This window comes from Pseudoxanthomonas beigongshangi, from assembly GCF_016820515.1.
Lineage (GTDB): Bacteria > Pseudomonadota > Gammaproteobacteria > Xanthomonadales > Xanthomonadaceae > Pseudoxanthomonas_A > Pseudoxanthomonas_A beigongshangi.
This window is the reverse complement of the sequence record NZ_JADHDV010000024.1, coordinates 1-18,539: the sequence shown is the minus strand read 5'-3', so window position 1 is coordinate 18,539 and position 18,539 is coordinate 1. Positions and strand designations below refer to the sequence as shown.

Below are 18,539 nucleotides of genomic sequence, written 5' to 3'. Positions count from 1 at the left end.
TGTGTCGCTGGTTCCATAACGGTGCCTGCGGGATTGTCGTGTCCGGTGCCTGTGCTTAGGCTGGGGCCGGTCCCGACCCGGCACTGACGCATTCCCGTGAGACCCCGCCAAGCCAACCGACTCGGTCTTTTCGCCGCCGCGCTGATCTTCGTGGCCATCGGTGCGGGCGTGTTCTACGGGGCGCAACGCTTCATTTCCGACGCCAACCGGGTGACCCACACCAACGAGGTCATCGCGCTCATCGGCGCCATCGAAGCGGCGGTGCATGACAGCGAGTCCGCCCAGCGTGGCTATCTGCTCACCGGCAACGTCAACTACCTGGCCGACTACGGGCGCAGCCGCGACCAGTTGCCCGATGCGATCGAGCGCCTGCAACTGCTGGTCCGCGACAACCCCGAACAGACCCGGCGGGTGGTCGCGTGGCGGATCGAAATCCTGCGCCGGCTCTCGCAGATGGAAGCCACCGTGGGCAACTTCCGGCTCGGCGGCCTGGCGGCGGCACAACGTTCCATCAACCATGAAGTGCGGCAGGCGAGCGTCAGCATCCGCGATCAGGCCGAAACGCTGATCGCCGCCGAGCGCGAACTGCTGGCCCAGCGCGCCAGATCCAGCCAGGACAGTGCCAACCTGTTGCGTGGCCTGGCGCTGCTCGGCATTCCGCTGGGGCTGGCGGTGACCGGACTGGTCTATTGGCTGCTGGTGGGCGAGATCCGCCGCCGGGCCCGCGCGGAGGAAGCCAGCAGCGATGCCCGCCGGCAACTGATGGTGACCATCGACAAGCTGGAGACCCACAGCGCCGACCTCAATGAACTCAGTCGCTACAGCGGCATGCTGCAGAGCTGCGTGCGTACCGAGGAGGCGATCCGGCTGGCCACCCAGCATTTCGCCCGCCTTCTGCCGCACGTCGGCGGGACGCTGTACCGGATTCGCGCCTCGCAGGACTACGCCGAGGAAGCCGCGCACTGGGGCGAGCACGCGCTGCACAGCGACGCCATGTTCCCGCTGAAAGCCTGCTGGGCGCTGCGCCGCGGCCAGCCGCACGTGCATCGCGCGCATGCCGAGATGCTGGGCTGCACCCACGTCATGTCGCCGGCGCTGCACGCCTCGCCGACCACCGCCTGCATTCCGCTGATCGCCCAGGGCACCCAGCTGGGCCTGCTGTACTTGTCCAGCCCCGACGACGGGTTCCTGGCCCGCCAGGATCTGATCGAGACCGCCGCCGAGCAGTTGTCGATGGCGCTGTCCAACCTGGACCTGCAGGAACGCCTGCGCCTGCAATCCATCCGCGAACCGCTGACCGGCCTGTTCAACCGCCGCTACCTGGAGGAATCGCTGGCGCGCGAACTGGCGCGCTGCGAACGGCGCGGCCTGCCGCTGAGCGTGATGATGATGGATCTGGATCACTTCAAGGCCTTCAACGACCTGCACGGCCATGTCGGCGGCGACACCCTGCTGTCCGGGTTCGGCCAGTTGCTGCAAAAGCTGGCGCGCAGCGAGGACATTGCCTGCCGCTATGGTGGCGAGGAGTTCACCCTGATCCTGCCGGAAACCGATCTGGACACCGCGCGCGAGCGCGCCGAGAGCATCCGCGCGGCGGTGGGCGCGATGCGCATCCGCCACATGGGCCAGGAGCTGCCGGCGGTCACCGTGTCGATCGGCGTGGCCAGCTTCCCGCTGCACGGGCGCCAGGGCGAAAGCCTGATCCGCCACGCCGACGAAGCGCTTTACCGCGCCAAGCGCGATGGCCGGGATCGGGTGGAAGCGGCCGCCGAATCAGGCGGCCACGTGGTCCATCAGGCGTAACGCGCCTTCAGCAGCGCGTAGGCACTGCGCAGGGCAAGCGCCTCGCCGCCGGCGGGGCGGCCGGGACGATCGCTGTCGTTCCACGCGTACACGTCCAGGTGCGCCCACTTCTGGGTGGCCGGCAGGAAGCGTTCCAGGTACAGCGCGGCCGTGACCGCGCCGGCCATGCGCGAACCGGCGTTGGCCAGATCCGCCACGTTGCTGGTCAGGTAGCGCAGGTAGGGACGCCAGAGCGGCATCCGCCAGACCGGATCGCGCATGCGATCGCCGGCGGCGATCCAGTCGTTGGCCAGCGCGTCGTCATTGGCGAACAGCGCCGGCAGATCCGGACCCAGCGCGATCCGCGCCGCGCCGGTGAGGGTGGCGAAATCCAGCACGATCTCCGGCGACTGCTCGCCGGCGTAGGTCAGCGCGTCGCACAGGATCACCCGCCCTTCGGCGTCGGTGTTGTCGATTTCCACGCTGATGCCCTTGCGGGTGGCGATGATCTCGCCGGGGCGGAACGCGTTCGGACCGATGCTGTTTTCCACCGCCGGCAGCAGCAGCGTCAGGCGCACCGGCAGCCCCCGCGCCATCACCAGCCCGGCCAGCGCCAGCGCGTGCGCCGCGCCGCCCATGTCCTTCTTCATGTTGCGCATGCCGTCGGCCGGCTTGATGTCCAGCCCGCCGGTGTCGAAGCACACGCCCTTGCCGACCAGCGCCACGTGCGGATGCGCCGGGTCGCCCCATTGCAGCGCGATCAGGCGCGGCGCGCGATGCGATGCGCGGCCGACCGCGTGGATGGCGGGGAAGTTCTGCGCCAGCAGCTGATCGCCGGCGATGACGTCGATGTCCGCGCCATGCGCCTCGGCGATCGCGCGCGCGGCCGCTTCCAGCTCGTCCGGACCCATGTCCTCGGTCGGCGTGTTGACCCAGTCGCGCACGCGCAGGCTGGCGGTCAGCAGATCCTGCGCTTCGGCGTCGGGTTCGCCCAGCACCAGCCGCGCCGGCACGCGCGAGGGCGTCTTGTAGCGGCTGAAGCGGTAGCTGCCCAGGCCCCAGCCCAGTTGCAGCGCCGCGTGCGCGTCGGCATCCAGGTCATGCGCGATCCGCCAGTCGCCCGCGGGCAGCGCGAACGGCGCGTGCGCGTAGCTGTAGGGGTCCAGCGGGTCGCCCACGCCCATCACCGCGCCGGCCAGCCCCTCGGCATCCGGCAGCAGCGCCAACGTGCCCGGCGCGGCGCTGTAGTTCTGCGCCTCCAGCCACGCGCGCACGGCGGCGGGCTGCGCATCGCGCCAGCTTTCCCAGCCGCCGCGCGCGACGACGTGCAGGGGTCGGGCCTGGGGGGAATCCTGGGTGTAGCCGGGGGAAAGGTTCATGCGCGGGCATGCTCCGTGGCGAAATCGGGATGGGCATCCAGCCAGTCGGCCAGTGCGGTGAGGGTGGCGAATTCCAGGTCCGGCAACGGATCCGGATGCGGCCAGCCGGCCAGGTGATCGACGTGGTCGATCCGGTTGAGCCAGCAGGTGCGCAGGCCGGCGCGCGCCGCGCCGACCACGTCCAGATCGATGTGGTCGCCCACGTGCAGCACCTGCGCGGGCGGCACGCCCAGGCGATCGCAGGCGGCCAGGAAGATGCCCGGTTCCGGCTTGGCCGAACCGTGCTCGCGCGCGCCCAGCTGGAACACGAAATGCCGGGCCAGCCCGATTCGCTCCAGATCGGCGTTGCCGTTGGTGACCGCCGCCACCGGCACCCGCGCGGCGATGCGCAGCAGCGCGTCGATGGCGTCGGGGTAGCATTCGACCTGGTTGCGGGCCGCGTAGAACACTTCGTAGGCCGGTTCCAGCAACGCCGGATCCGCTCCGCTCTCGTGCAGCGCGCGCTGCAGGGTCAGGCGGCGCAACGCGCTGAGGTCGTGGATCAGTTCCGGATGGGCGGTGAACACCTGCTCACGCAGCGCGCGCATGCGTTCGACCGGAAACAGTTCGGCGGTACGCGGACTGTGTTCGATCAGCCACTCGTGCAGCACCCGTTCAATCCGCGCGCCGATGGGCGCGAACGGCCAGAGGGTGTCGTCGAGGTCGAGGGTGATGGCGCGGACGGGGAAGCTCACGGGGCGATTTTACCCCGCCGCGCTTCCAGCCGCCGAAAACGCTTACCCACTCCCTTCTTGTGGGAGCGACGTGAGTCGCGATACCCGACCATCGCCAGGAAAGCCACAGACGGGGTATGGCCGGTTCCGTGCCAAAAGCTCGCGACTCACGTCGCTCCCACAGGTTGGAGGGGGCGGGGCGGTTACTCCAGCAGGCGGGCCCAGCCTTCCATGCCTTCCACCCGCGCCAGCACCAGTTTCACGCAGACGAGCAGCGGCACCGCCAGCAGCAGGCCGATGATGCCCCACGCCCAGCCGAACAGCATCAACGCCAGGATCAGCACCAGCGGCGACAGCGCCATCCGCCGGCCCAGAATGATCGGCGTGATGATCTGGCCTTCCAGCGTATGCAGCACCAGGTAGATGCCGGCCGGCAGCAGCGTGTGCAGCGGATCGTCGAAGGTGATGAAGCCGACCAGCAGCATCATGATCACCCCGATCAGCGGGCCGACATACGGCGCGAAGTTGAGCAGCGCCACCAGCGTGCCCCAGAGCATCGCCTCGCTCAGTGGCATCTTCAGCAGGTACAGCGCGGTGGCGAAGATCAGGCCCACCACCGTGTTGATCACGCTGATGGTCAGCACGTAGCGCGAGACCTCGCGCTCGATGGAGTGCAGGATGTCCACGGTGAACTTCTTCTGCTGCCGACTGGACAGCAGCGCGATGGCTTGCCGCTGCAGGTTCTCGCCGTAGACCATGAAGAAGAACGTCAACAACACCACCGCCAGGATCGAGGCCAGCAAGCGGGGCGTGGTGGTCAGCATGCGGTAGGGATCGTCCTGCGCGGTGCGCACGATCTGCGGGCGCTTGCCGGTCTCGCCGCCGGCGGCGCGGGCGAAGTTCTCCGCCGCGCGGTTGGCCTCCTGCACCGGCTTGGTCCACTCGCGCAGCTTCGGCGCCAGCTGGCGCAGTTCGCTCGGCGCCTCGCGGAACCACACCGAAGCCGGCTGCCACAACTGCGTGCCCAGCGCCCCGGCGGCGGCCAGTCCGCCCAGCAGCACGATCAGCGCGGCCAGGAAGCGCGGCAGGCGCAGGCGCCGCAGCGTGCGGATGATCGGATTGCCGACCAGCGCGAAGAACGCGGCCAGCAGCACCGGCAGCACCACGTCCTGCGCCGCCCACAGGGTGAACCCGACCGCCAGCGTCGCCAGCACCACCAGCGCGATCGGCGCACGCGGGCGCGGCGGCAGCGGCGTGGATTCGGCGGCGGCAGCGGGGGTGTCGCCAGCGGGCGAAAGGGCCATCGGGGCACTCCGGAAATGGAGTCCGATTATGCCGCTCCAGGCCGGTTCCGCACGGCCGGCGCGGTGGCCGGACGGGTTCCGGCAGGCGTCATCGTCATGGCGTGAAGGGGAAGCGGGTTTCGTTCACGCCGAATCGACGGGTGCCGGGCGACACAAGCCATACCCCCTTCGAAGAAGGGGGTGGGCGCCGCAGGCGACCGGGGGATTTGCTTTACGCGGAAGAGCCAATCCCCCTCGTTCCCCCTTTTTCAAAGGGGGAGGCAAAGCAGAGCCACAAGAAGAACCCCGCGCGCTCGCGAGAAGTGATTGTGAACTACCCCCTTCGACGAAGGGGGTGGGCGCCGCAGGCGACCGGGGGATTTGCTTTACGCGGAAGAGCCAATCCCCCTCGTTCCCCCTTTTTCAAAGGGGGAGGCAAAGCAGAGCCACAAGAAGAACCCCGCGCGCTCGCGAGAAGTGATTGTGAACTACCCCCTTCGACGAAGGGGGTGGGCGCCGCAGGCGACCGGGGGATTTGCTTTACGCGGAAGAGCCAATCCCCCTCGTTCCCCCTTTTTCAAAGGGGGAGGCAAAGCAGAGCCACAAGAAGAACCCCGCGCGCTCGCGAGAAGTGATTGTGAACTACCCCCTTCGACGAAGGGGGTGGGCGCCGCAGGCGACCGGGGGATTTGCTTTACGCGGAAGAGCCAATCCCCCTCAGTCCCCCTTTTTCAAAGGGGGAGGCAAAGCAGAGCCACAAGAAGAACCCCGCGGCTCGCGAGAAGTGGTTGCGAACTACCCCCTTCGAAGAAGGGGGTGGGCGCCGCAGGCGACCGGGGGATTTGCTTTTACGCGGAAGAGCCAATCCCCCTCGGTCCCCCTTCTTCGAAGGGGGAGGCAAGAGCAACATCAGGGCGTGGGGGACAACGACTGGACGGATTTCGCGAGCCTAGCGCTCGGATATCTCGGTCGCCGCTTCCGCTGGCATGGGCTGGCGGAGGGGCATCTCTTCCTCGTCGAAGGCTTCATCCACCAGCGGCTCTTCCGGCGGGTAAGCCTGCGAGCCCGCCTGTTCTTCCTGCACCGCCTGCGCGGTGCCGGCGGCCTCGCTGGCCTGATCGGCGGCGGTGGCCGCCTGCACGGTGGCGAACAGGCTGCTCAGCGAACCCACCATCTGCAACCAGCGCGCGCCGTTCATCGAGCGCAGCGGTTCGGCGCGGCCGGCCAGGAAACCACTGACCAGTCCGGCAATCATGATGCGTCCGGGCGTCCAGCTGTCGCGCCAGACCTGGCTCAGGGTCTGCCAGTGCGTCCGGGTCTGCAGCGCGCGGCCCTCGACCAATTGCTCGGCGCGATCCACGCGGCGTTGCAGGCGTTCGAAATTCATCGCGCCGCTCCCTGGCCGTCGTCGCCATCCTCGGCATCGTCGTCGTGCTCGTCGAACAGGCCCAGCCGCTGCAACTGGCGGCGGGTGGCGTGCAGCCCGGTGTGATCGAAATATTGCCCCACCTTCCACGCCGCCAGCACGGTCACGCCGATGCTGACCAGCGCGGTCACCGACAGCGATTGCAGCCAGGTCCAGCCCAGCCGCTGCAGCAACGCGATCAACGCACCGGCGCACAACAGCCAGGCCGAGGCGCCGAAGATGATCGCCACGCCGGCCCAGGCCAGCGCCCGGCCGAACGCGCTGCGCGCCAGCGCCAGATCCGCCGACACCAGCCGGCGCAGCGCGCGACCGGTGTCACCGGCCGACGCCAGCGCCGCCTTGCCGGCCGCGCCGACCTCGCGCAGGCTGTCGTCCAGCCCGGGCTTGGCGGCTCGGGGTGCTTCGGTGTCGGAAGATTCCGGCGGAACGCTCACGCGTGGGGCTTACTTGTCGCCGCTGCGTGCCAGCTTGGCGATGATCCAGCCGGCGGCGAAGGCCACCCCGAACGAAGCCAGCGGACGTTCGCGGATCAGGTCGGCGGCGCTGTCGATCAGATCGCGGCCCTTGTCCATCAACGCATCCACCTGTTCGCGGGCGGCGGCGCCACCCACTTCGGCGGCGGCGATGCCGGCCAGCGCGCTGTCGGCCAGCTCGGACTTCACGTTGGCCTTGCCCAGCTTCAGCTCGTCGCCGGCCGCGCCGGCGGCGCCCTTGATCGCCTCGCCGGCGGCGGATGCGGCCGACTTCAGGTGCGAACCAGCCTCGCCCAGATTGCTCTTCATCGCATCGGTAGCGGTGGGATTGCTCATCGTCGTCTCCAGCAGTGAGGGATTGCCGCTCCACTCTATAGCAGGTGGGCATGAATGGGCTGTTATGTGGCCGGTTGGGGGCTTTGCGCACATCCCAGGATCAGAAGCAAATCCCCCTCAATCCCCCTTTTCCAAAGGGGGAGGCAGAAGCAGCATCGGGGTTCAAGTGAAAAACACCGAAGGATCCCCCCCTTTGAAAAAGGGGGGCAGGGGGGATTTGCTCTTGCTCCTGCTTCGCCTACTGCATCAGCAGATTGCCGGAGCTGCGACCACGCAGAATCTGCAACACCAGTTGCTGCGGCTTGCGATCGAAGCTGGCGCGGAAGCTGGCCAGATCGGCGAAATCGCCACTGCTGCCTCCCACCACCAGATCGCCCGGACGCAGGCCGCTGTTCCAGGCTCGGCTGCCGCGAGCGACATTGGCCACTTGCAACCCTCCGACCGCGCCCATGCTGCGCAGCTGCTGGCGTGAGCCTTCGTCCAGATCCTTGAAGGTCGCACCGGTCAGGCGCGGATCCACCGTCGAACCATCCAGCGAACGCAGGCCTTCCTTCAACGTCGCCGTCAGCTGCAACGGCTTGCCGTCGCGGCGCACGTCCAGGCTGATCCGGCTGCCGACGTCCTGCAGACCCTCGAAGTTGTGCAGCGACGGCGCGTTGTCGATGCGCTGGCCGTTGGCGGCCAGCACCACGTCGCCGGACTGCAGGCCGGCGGCGGCGGCGGCCGAGCCCGGATACACCCGGGTCACCAGCGCGCCGCGCGGGTTCTCCAGGCCCAGGCCCTTGGCCAGGCGCTCGTCCACGTTCTGGGTTTCCACCCCCAGCGTGCCGCGCTTGACCACGCCGTTGTTGGCGATCAGCTGGTCCTTGATGTTGCGGGCCAGGTTGATCGGAATCGCGAAGCCCAGGCCGATGTTGCCGGCCATGCTGCCGCGCGGGTTGAAGCTGGCGGTGTTGATGCCCACCAGCTGGCCCTGCAGGTTGACCAGCGGACCGCCCGAGTTGCCCGGGTTGATGGAGGCGTCGGTCTGGATGAAGTTCTGGAAGCCCGCCATCGGGATGCCGCTGCGACCCACCGCCGAGACGATGCCCGAGGTCACCGTCTGGCCCAGGCCGTAGGGATTGCCCATCGCCACCACGAAGTCGCCGACCTGCAACTGGTCGCTGTTGGCCATCGGGATGGCGGTCAGGTTGGTGGCCGGGATGCGGATGACCGCCACGTCGGTGTCCGGGTCCGAACCCAGGAACTCCGCTTCCATGGTGCGGCCGTCGCTGAGGGTCACCGACACGCCGTCGGAATTCTCGATGACGTGGTGGTTGGTCAGGATCAGGCCCTGCTGGGCATCGATGATCACGCCCGAGCCCAGCGCGCGCTCCACGCGCTCGCGCGGCATGTCCGGGATGCCGAAGATGCGGCGGAAGAACGGGTCGTCGGCGAACGGCCCCAACGGGCTGGCCACCCGCACGGTCTGGCGGCTGTACACGCTGACCACCGCCGGGGTGACCTGCTTGAGCATCGGCGCCAGCGACGGCACCGGCTGGCCGCCGACGGCGGCCGGCAGCGTGGCGGCGACGGGAATGGCGGCCGCGGGCATCGCCTGCGCGGGCTGCTGGAAGGTTTCGTGGATGGCCGTGGCGGCGAATCCGCCGAAGGCGGCGGCGGCGGTCAGGGCCAGCAGGGTGGGGAGCGGTCGGATCGGTCGCATCGGTCGTATCGCGGCAGGTCGTGAGGGTCTGGGACTTCGGATGGCGGCGCCCGGCGAGGCTTGCAAGGGGCGTCCGCCGTTCCTGAACGAGTGTGCGCATCGACCACTAAACCCGCAATGAAGTTCCACGCCAGGACTGTCCGCGGTTTCACCGGATCACCCCGGATTGTCATGAAAAAAAGCACCATAAGCCGATTGACAGACCCCCCGGCCGGGGGTAGCTTGGCTACCTCGTGCCGCCACTACATATAGCGGTCCGGTGCGAAAGCGGCCCAAGCACTGGTGTTTTTGCTTGACAAAGGAAGGCTCCCCGGGGAGGGGCGCCAAAGCGACGGAAGGGTGTGAGAAAACTAGCGTGAGCCTACGTGAGCACGTTTCCCGCAATCCCGCCAACACACTCCGGCAACCTGCGCCGCGCATGATGGAGCGCTGCGCGCGGGCCGGTCGTCCCCGTCGTCCGGGCACGCTGCGGTAACACACAACTAGAAAAGAACCCGGTTCAGGAACCAAGGAGAACGACACAACATGAGCACGGTGCGCCTCGAGGCGGTCAAGACAGCGGCAACCGGGACCGAGATCCCCATGCAGCCGGCGTCCCAGGACATCTGGGACAAGAAGTACCGGTTGAAGACCAAGCAGGGCGAAGCCCTGGACGCCGACATCGACGGTACCTACCAGCGCGTGGCCCGTGCCCTGGCCGATGCCGAAACCACCAACGAGAAGCGCGCCTACTGGTACGAGCGTTTCGTGTGGGCGCTGCGCCGCGGGGCCATCCCCGCCGGCCGCATCACCTCCAACGCCGGCGCCCAGCAGCACAAGCCGGCCACCAGCACCATCAACTGCACCGTCTCCGGCACCATCGAGGACTCGATGGACGGCATCCTGGACAAGGTCCACGAAGCCGGCCTGACCCTGAAGGCCGGCTGCGGCATCGGCTACGAGTTCTCCACCCTGCGCCCGCGCGGCGCGTTCGTGGCCGGCGCCGGCGCCTACACCTCCGGCCCGATGTCCTTCATGGATATCTACGACAAGATGTGCTTCACCGTGTCCTCGGCCGGCGGCCGTCGCGGCGCCCAGATGGGCACCTTCGACGTCTCCCACCCGGACGTGAAGGACTTCATCCGCGCCAAGCGCGAAGACGGCCGCCTGCGCCAGTTCAACCTGTCGCTGCTGATCACCGACGGCTTCATGGACGCGGTCAACAACGACGGCGACTGGCCGCTGGTGTTCCCGGTCAACATCAAGGAAAAGGGCGACCTGGACCTGGAAGACGCCAACCAGGTGGTCTGGCGCGACTGGCCGACCCACAAGAACTACGTGGTCCGCGACGACGGCCTGGTCGCCTGCAAGATCTACGGCCACATCCGCGCCCGCCACCTGTGGGACATGATCATGGTCTCGACGTACGACTACGCCGAGCCGGGTTTCATCCTGATCGACCGCGTCAACGAGATGAACAACAACTGGTGGTGCGAGACCATCCGCGCCACCAACCCGTGCGGCGAGCAGCCGCTGCCGCCCTATGGCGCCTGCCTGCTGGGCTCGGTCAACCTGACCAAGTTCGTGCGCGACCCCTTCACCGACCAGGCCCGTTTCGACTGGGAGGAATACAAGGAGGTCGTGCGCGTGTTCACCCGCATGCTCGACAACGTGGTGGAAGTGAACGGCCTGCCGCTGGAACAGCAACGCGCCGAAATCCTGCGCAAGCGCCGCCACGGCATGGGCTTCCTGGGCCTGGGCTCCACCCTGACCATGCTCAAGCACAAGTACGGCAGCCCGGAATCGTGCGAGTTCACCGAGTCCATCGCCCGCGAAATGGCCGTGGCCGGCTGGGAAATGGGCCTGGCGCTGGCGAAGGAAAAGGGCGCCGCCCCGATCATGGAAGAGCTGTTCACTGTCACCGCCGAGATGCTGCGCAAGCGTCCGGAAATGGCGAAGGACGGCTGGAAGGTCGGCCAGGAAATCCCCGGCAAGGTCCTGCACGCCAAGTACAGCCGCTACATGCAGCGCGTGGCCTCGGTCGCGCCGGATCTGGTCGATGAAATGGCCGAGGTGGGCAGCCGCTTCACCCACCACAGCTCCATCGCCCCCACCGGTACCATCAGCCTGTCGCTGGCCAACAACGCCTCCAACGGCATCGAGCCCTCGTTCGCGCACCACTACAGCCGCAACGTGATCCGTGAAGGCAAGAAGTCCAAGGAAAAGGTGGACGTCTACTCCTACGAGCTGCTGGCCTACCGCGAACTGGTCAACCCTAAGGCCATGCCGTTCAGCGACGAAGCCGACGCCAAGCTGCCGGAGTACTTCATCGCCGCCGACGACATCTCGCCCAAGGAACACGTGGACGTGCAGGCCGCGGCGCAGAAGTGGGTGGACAGCTCCATCTCCAAGACCGCCAACGTCCCCACGGACTACCCCTACGAGGAGTTCAAGGACATCTACCGCTACGCCCACCAGCAGGGCCTGAAGGGCTGCACCACGTTCCGCTTCAACCCCGCCGCCTTCCAGGGCGTGCTGGTCAAGGAAGCGGACCTGGAAAACACCACCTACCGCTTCGAACTGGACGACGGCAGCGTGGTGGAGGTCAAGGGCAACGAGCAGATCGAATACGACGGCGAAATGCACACCGCCGCCAACCTGTTCGACGCGCTCAAGGAAGGCTACTACGGCAAGTTCTGATGGCCGGCGCGCGCTGCCAAGCAGCCGCACCAAACCCGAAAGAGCGACGCCCAAGTAGAAAACCGAACGAAGCTTCCTCTCCCGCGTGCGGGAGAGGATGCCCGAAGGGCAGGTGAGGGGGGCGAGCGCAGCGAGCTGCTCTTGCCCAGGAAACAACCCGAAAGTCCCCTCTCCCGCTTGCGGGAGAGGATGCCCGAAGGGCAGGTGAGGGGGGCGAGCGCAGCGAGTTGCTCTTGCCCAGGAAACAACCCGAAAGTCTCCTCTCCCGCGTGCGGGAGAGGATGCCCGAAGGGCAGGTGAGGGGGGCGAGCGCAGCGAGTTGCTCTTGCTTTCAACCATCCGCCAGCAAGGCAAAAACCCACAACCCCCAGCCCCGCTGCAAAACCGCGAAGCTGGGTATAGCATCGGTGACGTAATCCGACAGAACGCCCACAGGAGGGCACATGAGCAACGGTAATGGTGTCACGGCGACGCTCTCCGACGCCGCCGAGACTGTGAAGGAAAAGGCGATGGAAATCGGCGGCGCGGTCGCCTCCTCCGCCAGCGCCACCGTCGCCAAGGCGAAGAAGGCCGCCAAGAAGGCGGAAAAGACCGTCAAGGCCGACCTCGCCAAGGCCAAGAAGGCCGTCGCCAAGCGCACCAGCAAGGCCAGCAAGGCGGTGAAGAAGACCGTCGACAAGGCCAAGAAGAAACTGGCCGCCGCCAGCGCCAACGCCAAGAAGGAAGCCGCCGCGCTCAAGCGCAAGGCCACCGGCGCCAAGAAGAAGGCGGCCAAGAAGGTGTCGGCCGCGCGCCGCACCGCCAAGAAGGATGTCGCCAAGGCCAAGGGCACGGTGAAGCGTGACGTGGCCACGGCCAAGCGCAAGGTCGCCAAGAAGGCGACGACCGCCCGCAAGGCGGTGAAGAAAGCCGTGAAGAAAGCCACGGCCAAGAAGGCAGCACCGAAGAAAGCAGCACCCAAGAAGGCGGCCAAGAAAGCCGTCCGCAAAGCAGCCCCGAGAAAGACCGTGAAGAAAGCCGCCAAAAAGGCGGCCAGGAAGTAACCCGCAACACCGCCTTCCCCTCTCCCTGACCGGGAGAGGGGACAGGCTTTAAGGGCACCACCGCCCGGAAGGCGGTCCCCTCATCACCTCGCACAACGACACAACAGGATTTCCCGCCATGGCCGTCAAGATCGACAAGAAAATCAAGGGTTACAGCGTCCTCACCCCGGAAGACAAGGCGCGCGAAGCGGCGCCCCCGGTGCAGGCCGAGTCGATCACCCGCGCCAAGGCCGAAGCCGAACTGCCCAAGGCCGACATCATCCACATGCACGAGCGCATCGAGCGCCCGGAAGTGCTGGTCGGCAGCACCTACAAGATCAAGTCGCCGCTGGTGGAACACGCCATGTACGTGACCATCAACGACATCGTGCTCAACGCCGGCACCGAGCACGAACTGCGCCGTCCCTTCGAAATCTTCATCAACAGCAAGTCGATGGAGCATTTCCAGTGGATCGTCGCGCTCACCCGAATCATGTCCGCCGTGTTCCGCAAGGGCGGCGACGTCACCTTCCTGGTCGATGAAATGAAGGCCGTGTTCGACCCGCGCGGCGGCTACTTCAAGGCCGGCGGCGTCTACATGCCGTCCCTGGTCGCCGAACTGGGCGCCATCGTCGAAGAGCACATGAAGTCGATCGGCCTCATCCACGACCCGGAAATGAGCGACCACCAGCGCGCCATCCTGGCCGAAAAGCGCAAGCAGTACGAAGACCGCGCAAAAAAAAACTCTGAAATAACCCCCCCGCCCATCCCTTCCCCCGCCCAAGCGGGGGAAGATGCCCGAAGGGCAGAAGGGGGCGCTCCTGGCGCAGGCCCTTCAAGCACCACCAACACCCCAGGCGCCTCCGAAGACATCGCCGTCACCGGCGACGGCGCCAGCTTCCCGCCCTCCGCCACCCTCTGCCACAAGTGCAGCACCAAGGCGCTCGTCATCATGGACGGCTGCGCGACGTGCTTGAACTGTGGGTATTCGAAGTGCGGGTGACGTAGTACTCCGAGTACCGCGTCATTGAGTGTGAGAACTCAGGGCTTATGTCCTGGGCGCCACTCACATTGGGCGCGCCATTAGTTCCAGGTGTTAGCATTCGGCTGGGGACACAGTAATGGCGTGAAGGATCATGACGCGAAGCAAGCAATATGTACGAGATCCGTCCTTCGAAATTTTGGAAGGATTTCAGACTACTGAGCGATGGCTTGATGAGGTGAGTAACGCCTCCGACGCTCATAGAAATGAACTCGGGTTTACGCCCAAGAGTGTGTTCGAGCAGTTTGCTCGACGTGACGGCCTGTACGTGCTCGTTGAAAAATCGAAAGATGGCGTGCAGTACGCGGGACATCTGCTTTTTGATAGAAATTTCCCGCGCGCGAACGTTCGACAGATGTTTACGCTAAGGCCATACAGGCGATTGGGGGCGGCGTCTTTATTGCTTGATCATCTTCGTGCGTCACTAACTCAGAGCTCTTTCATTTCCATCTATGCAAGGGTCGCGGAAGATCTTGTCGCGGCGAATGGGTTTTGGCAAAAGCAGCGGTTCTATATACAGCGATCGGTTAAAGGTGGTGTAACGAGAAACAGACAAATTCTTGTTAGATGTCATGAGCTTGATTCGCCACAGCTCTTCCCTACGAGCGGCCTGGATGAACACAATCCACTTGGAATTCAGTTGCCGCTGGCAAACGAGCAGCCGATGTACTTGCTGGATATGAACGTGCTGTTCGATGTTCAACCACGCCGATTGAGACGAAATAGCGTCGTGGCGTTGTTTCAATCAGAAAGACTGAATTTCTGCCGGCTTGCAATCAGTAGTGAAGTTCGTGACGAGCTAAAACGGAATCTTGGAGAGAGGAACACAGATCCAATGGAGGCCTATACCGAGACCTTCTCGTGCCTTCCGCTTAAAAAGATAGATGAATCAGATCCCGTCTTGCGCGAGTTGGCCGAAATTGTTTTTCCTAAAGCAGCCAAAGAGAGGGCATTAAACGCGAACGAACGCTCCGATCTCCGTCATATCATCACGGCTATACAGCACGACTTGTCAGGCCTTGTGACAAACGACGAGGCTTTGCTTCAGGCTTCTCCTAAAATAGAGAGGCGCTTCGGAATTCAAGTTGTTTCGTCGCAAGCATTTGAAATAGACGAAGCGTCAAATTATAGCGACGAAACTTTCGAAACAAGCGAAAAGAGTACGCTTCGGCTCTTGTCCGTATCGCCAGACACAGAAGATTCTATTCGGGTTCTTCTTAAGAAATTAGGGCTTTCTGGGTCGGCAATTGCATCCGGCTGGCTACCAGTAGGTGGGCAAGGCCGTAGTGCATTCCGCTTTGCTGTTTTCAGCAATAGTCAATGTGTTGGATACGTGACATGGTCTGCGCTGACAGCGAATGATGGTAGGGCAACGGCGAGAGCCGCAGTTGATGAGTCGGATCCGCAGGCACTAGAAGCCGCTCGAATTTTGCTGCTTCATCTAACAGAGAAATTGGCGAAGAATGGCGCGTGCCAGATAAAGGTTGAGCTACCTCAGCGTCAGTCGTATCTCCGAGAAGTCGGAGTGGTACTAGGATTTGTTGGTTCTCCGCAAGCCAGCTTTCTAATAAAATCAATACTTGGCAAGATAGTGGTTCCGACAACTTGGAAGCAGGCTCAGTTAGATCTTGCTGCTAAAGGCGGTCCTAGGCTGCCAGATACGTCCCCTATTTATGAAGGGCCGGATAAGCATCTGGTCATTCATACGCCAGACGGAAACCGTGTCCACGTCACTTTGGACCGGCTGGAATCGTTGTTGACACCAGCCCTCTTCTGCTTGCCAGGTCGCCCAGCGGTCATCAGTCCAGTAAGGCGGAGCTATGCTGAGCCTTTGCTTGGGCATTCTGCTCAGGGAACATTGCTGCCACAAGCGTCTGCATCATCCTATGCTGACAGACTATACTTAAGCGACCCTAATACGTTGAAGCACTTCAAGCGCGGGAGCTTGATGTTCTTTTATGAATCCAGTCGGGACGGCGGGCGAAGGCAGGTTGTTGCGCTGGCTAGAGTTCGAGAAGCCCATCTCAAGGCGTGCGACGCAATCGATGTATTTGATCTCAAGCAATCGGTGCTGAGCAAGGCAAGTTTGAACGATATTGGGAAATCTCAGATGAAGACAGTCACGGTGTTTGACAATATTTTTGTCTTACCGAACCCAGTTGGATTGCATTTTCTGAAGCGGATCGGCTGTGGAGATCCGAACAAATTGATCACGACGAGCAGGCTGACGGACGAGCAGATGCGGGCGATTCTGGCAGAGGGATTTGGTTGTGGCTAATAGCGAACACATCCTGATTTCGCTGGAGTCTCGACATGCAGAAAACATTTTTTCCGGACAAAAGCTTGTTGAGTTGAGGCGGAGAAGTATGAATGTCTCTGCCGGTGCAACTGTATGGATTTATGTGAAGGTTCCAGTAGGTTCTATTGTTGGTCGCGCAAAGATAGGGAGGATCCATTCGTCCTCACCAGCGTCACTATGGCGACACTACGGGAAGGTTTCTGGACTGTCGAAGGCTGAATTTTTTGATTATTTTTGTGGTGCCGAACGAGGTGTTGCATTAGTTCTTGAGGATTCGACGCGTCTGCGTAGCACGTTGTCTCTCGAGAGCCTAAGGCAATTGGATGGCGGATTTCAGCCGCCGCAATTTTTTGCACGGCTTGGGTCGGAGCACCCACTGCATGATGCAGTTACGTTGTCTGTATAGCAGGACCTATTGATTGGAAAGTGAGTATATTTTTATATTACGATAGCGCAAAAAATGGAACGCCGGCGATCGGCTGATCGCGTTTTTGTTACGCGTCGTTCGCGGCGTCTGTTTCGTGCTTGCCTAGTGATAGCCCGGGGCGGACAGCATGCCGCTGACGTCCTCAGCCATGCAGGCGAAGCAGTCGCTCAGGACCTACAAGGAAATCGGCAGGCAGAGGGTTTCATCCAAGTGGAAGCCTGGATGAGCCAGGGCCTGATTAGGCTCCCCGGCCCAATCTCAATCCACCTACTCCTTCAACCGCATCCGAAACTGAAAACACTCGATCCCAAACCCTTCGCGGAAATAAAAGCGATGGGCCTGTTCGCGGATGGTTCGGGAGATCAGTTGAATCTCGGAGCAGTCCAGGGCTTCGGCCTCGGCGCGTAGTCTGGCGAGGATTCTTGATCCGTAGCCTTTGGAGCGGACGCGCTCGTCCGTTACCAGGTCGTCGATATAGAGCAGGCGACCGCAATAGATCATGTTCATGATGCGGTAGCTGGCCACGGCCCGCACCACGTTGTCATCCGTGAGCGCCAGCAACTTGAGGTTGTCGCTGGCCATCAGATTGCGGATGAGGGAAACATAGCTGGCTCTTTCGATCTGGGGCCGCAGTTGGCGCATGACGTCGAACGTCGCGGCTATCTGCTCGTCCGAAACGGCATGCTCGATATGAAGGGTCATCGACGTGGTGTTGGCGATACACGACTGGGATGCCGCGATTCTGGGCAGGCACCGGCAGGCCGTCAATCAGTGCCAACCGGGCCGCTAGTCGTTCCGGCCATGGGCAGATTGGCTCCCAACCTATGACCTATTCAGCCCGGCCGTATGCAGCCATACCATCGGCGATCTGCTGTCGGGCGTCGCTCGTATGAAAGGCTGTCCGCGTTAAACACCCTGGAGAAGCGCAATGAGCTTCAGAGGCACCCGCTGTCATTCTGCTCAACCCGCCGTCGCCGCACGGGCATACCGCATGCGCGCCGTCCTGGCGCTGGTCCTGGCCGCCCTCGCGCCGGCCGCCGCCGCGCAATCCACGCTGTTTGATTCGCACGTCCACCTGTGGGAGGGAGAGAAGTCGCTCCAGGCCTACGAGGCGCAGTTGGAAGCGCAGAAGCTGGGGCCGGCCGATTTCGCCGGGATGTGGTTTGGCGGCCCCAACCAGGCGCTGGCCGGGGACACGGCGGCCATCCGCGCCGGCAATGACGGCATCCTGGCCCTGGCGGCCAGGCATCCCCGGATGACGGCGGTGGTGACCGTGCACCCCTATGATGGCCGGGCGGCGCTGGACGAGCTGGCGCGGGTGGCCAAGCGGGGCGCGCGCATCCTCAAGATTCATCCGCACACCCAGAAGTTCGAGGCCGATGACCCGCGGGTGCTGGCCCTGGTCCAGCGTGCCGGCGAACTCGGCGTCATCGTGCTGATCGACAACGCCAACATCCTGCCGGGCGACAGCGAGAAGATGTTCAATCTGGCGCTGCACGCGCCGGGGACGAAGATCATCTTCGCGCACATGGGCGGGATGAACTTCCGCTTCTGGAATACCCTCAAGGCGGCGCGCACCGCCGAGGGCCTGCTGGGCGACAACATCTATTTCGATGTCTCGGCCATCGTGGCGCTGGTGGCGGATTCGCCGGTGGAGCAGGAGTTCGTCTGGACCATGCGCAATGTCGGCATCGACCATATTCTGCTGGGGTCCGACTATCCGCAGTTCTCGCTTGAGCAGAACGCCGACGCGCTCAACCGTTTGGGCCTGGACGAGCAGGAGCTGGCCAAGGTGCGCTATCAGAATGCAAATGCCCTGCTTGACAACGTTGATTGAATAGTCCACGCCGAGCGAGTGCGTGGTGGCCAATGCAGGAGGTCTGCTCTAGTACTAGCGATCATAGTCCTGCGGGATGAGAAATTGCGCGAAGAACTGTATTCGGGACTGGTACGCCCCCGATTCCGTAGACACC

The 18,539-nt window shown here is 64.1% G+C and carries 14 protein-coding genes; 6 read left to right on the top strand and 8 right to left on the bottom strand.

The annotated features are described in order from the left end of the window. Positions 1 to 96 precede the first annotated feature (96 nt). Complete coding sequence (locus tag IQ458_RS15850) at positions 97 to 1,803, top strand: sensor domain-containing diguanylate cyclase (RefSeq protein WP_328805202.1); 1,707 nt, start codon at positions 97 to 99, stop codon at positions 1,801 to 1,803. Here the strand turns inward: IQ458_RS15850 and IQ458_RS15845 are convergent. From IQ458_RS15845 to IQ458_RS15815, 7 genes are all read right to left on the bottom strand, one after another. Further along, positions 1,794 to 3,161 carry a leucyl aminopeptidase family protein gene (locus IQ458_RS15845; protein ID WP_203323425.1) on the bottom strand — a complete coding sequence of 456 codons (1,368 nt, stop codon included), beginning with the start codon at positions 3,159 to 3,161 and terminating at the stop codon, positions 1,794 to 1,796. The genes IQ458_RS15850 and IQ458_RS15845 overlap by 10 nt on opposite strands. Then, complete coding sequence (locus IQ458_RS15840) at positions 3,158 to 3,895, bottom strand: HAD family hydrolase (RefSeq protein WP_183644957.1); 738 nt, start codon at positions 3,893 to 3,895, stop codon at positions 3,158 to 3,160. Before IQ458_RS15840 ends, IQ458_RS15845 begins: the two co-directional genes overlap by 4 nt. A gap of 182 nt (positions 3,896 to 4,077) precedes the next feature. Then, entirely contained in the window at positions 4,078 to 5,178 is a 1,101-nt protein-coding gene (locus tag IQ458_RS15835) for an AI-2E family transporter (protein ID WP_183644960.1), read from the bottom strand. Between the two features lie 928 nt (positions 5,179 to 6,106). Then, complete coding sequence (locus IQ458_RS15830) at positions 6,107 to 6,544, bottom strand: protein sip-5 (RefSeq protein WP_203323424.1); 438 nt, start codon at positions 6,542 to 6,544, stop codon at positions 6,107 to 6,109. Beyond that, positions 6,541 to 7,017, bottom strand: coding sequence for a phage holin family protein (locus IQ458_RS15825; RefSeq protein ID WP_203323423.1), 477 nt, complete (start codon positions 7,015 to 7,017; stop codon positions 6,541 to 6,543). The genes IQ458_RS15830 and IQ458_RS15825 overlap by 4 nt, the downstream gene beginning before the upstream one ends. A gap of 9 nt (positions 7,018 to 7,026) precedes the next feature. Next, positions 7,027 to 7,392: a hypothetical protein gene (locus IQ458_RS15820; RefSeq protein ID WP_141454151.1), complete on the bottom strand. Its 366-nt coding sequence runs from the start codon at positions 7,390 to 7,392 to the stop codon at positions 7,027 to 7,029. Positions 7,393 to 7,630: 238 nt separating this feature from the next. Then, positions 7,631 to 9,088, bottom strand: a complete 1,458-nt coding sequence (locus IQ458_RS15815) for a Do family serine endopeptidase (RefSeq protein ID WP_192199234.1) — start codon at positions 9,086 to 9,088, stop codon at positions 7,631 to 7,633. A 534-nt stretch (positions 9,089 to 9,622) separates the two neighbouring features. Between IQ458_RS15815 and IQ458_RS15810 the strand changes: the two genes are divergently transcribed. The 4 genes from IQ458_RS15810 to IQ458_RS15795 all read left to right on the top strand — a co-directional run bounded on the left by IQ458_RS15810 (position 9,623) and on the right by IQ458_RS15795 (position 16,118). After that, the gene (locus IQ458_RS15810) at positions 9,623 to 11,776 is read left to right on the top strand and encodes an adenosylcobalamin-dependent ribonucleoside-diphosphate reductase (protein ID WP_183644968.1); all 2,154 of its coding nucleotides are present in this window, start codon (positions 9,623 to 9,625) and stop codon (positions 11,774 to 11,776) included. Positions 11,777 to 12,219: 443 nt separating this feature from the next. Next, complete coding sequence (locus IQ458_RS15805) at positions 12,220 to 12,819, top strand: hypothetical protein (protein WP_203323422.1); 600 nt, start codon at positions 12,220 to 12,222, stop codon at positions 12,817 to 12,819. A gap of 118 nt (positions 12,820 to 12,937) precedes the next feature. Then, positions 12,938 to 13,801 carry a TSCPD domain-containing protein gene (locus tag IQ458_RS15800; protein ID WP_203323421.1) on the top strand — a complete coding sequence of 288 codons (864 nt, stop codon included), beginning with the start codon at positions 12,938 to 12,940 and terminating at the stop codon, positions 13,799 to 13,801. Between the two features lie 133 nt (positions 13,802 to 13,934). Beyond that, on the top strand, positions 13,935 to 16,118 hold the full coding sequence (locus IQ458_RS15795) for a GNAT family N-acetyltransferase (RefSeq protein ID WP_203323420.1): 2,184 nt from the start codon (positions 13,935 to 13,937) through the stop codon (positions 16,116 to 16,118). A 715-nt stretch (positions 16,119 to 16,833) separates the two neighbouring features. On the opposite strand, the gene IQ458_RS15790 is transcribed toward IQ458_RS15795, so the two are convergent. Next, on the bottom strand, positions 16,834 to 17,268 hold the full coding sequence (locus IQ458_RS15790; RefSeq protein WP_203323419.1) for a GNAT family N-acetyltransferase: 435 nt from the start codon (positions 17,266 to 17,268) through the stop codon (positions 16,834 to 16,836). Positions 17,269 to 17,557: 289 nt separating this feature from the next. Between IQ458_RS15790 and IQ458_RS15785 the strand changes: the two genes are divergently transcribed. After that, on the top strand, positions 17,558 to 18,403 hold the full coding sequence (locus IQ458_RS15785; RefSeq protein WP_203323418.1) for an amidohydrolase family protein: 846 nt from the start codon (positions 17,558 to 17,560) through the stop codon (positions 18,401 to 18,403). Positions 18,404 to 18,539 lie beyond the last annotated feature (136 nt).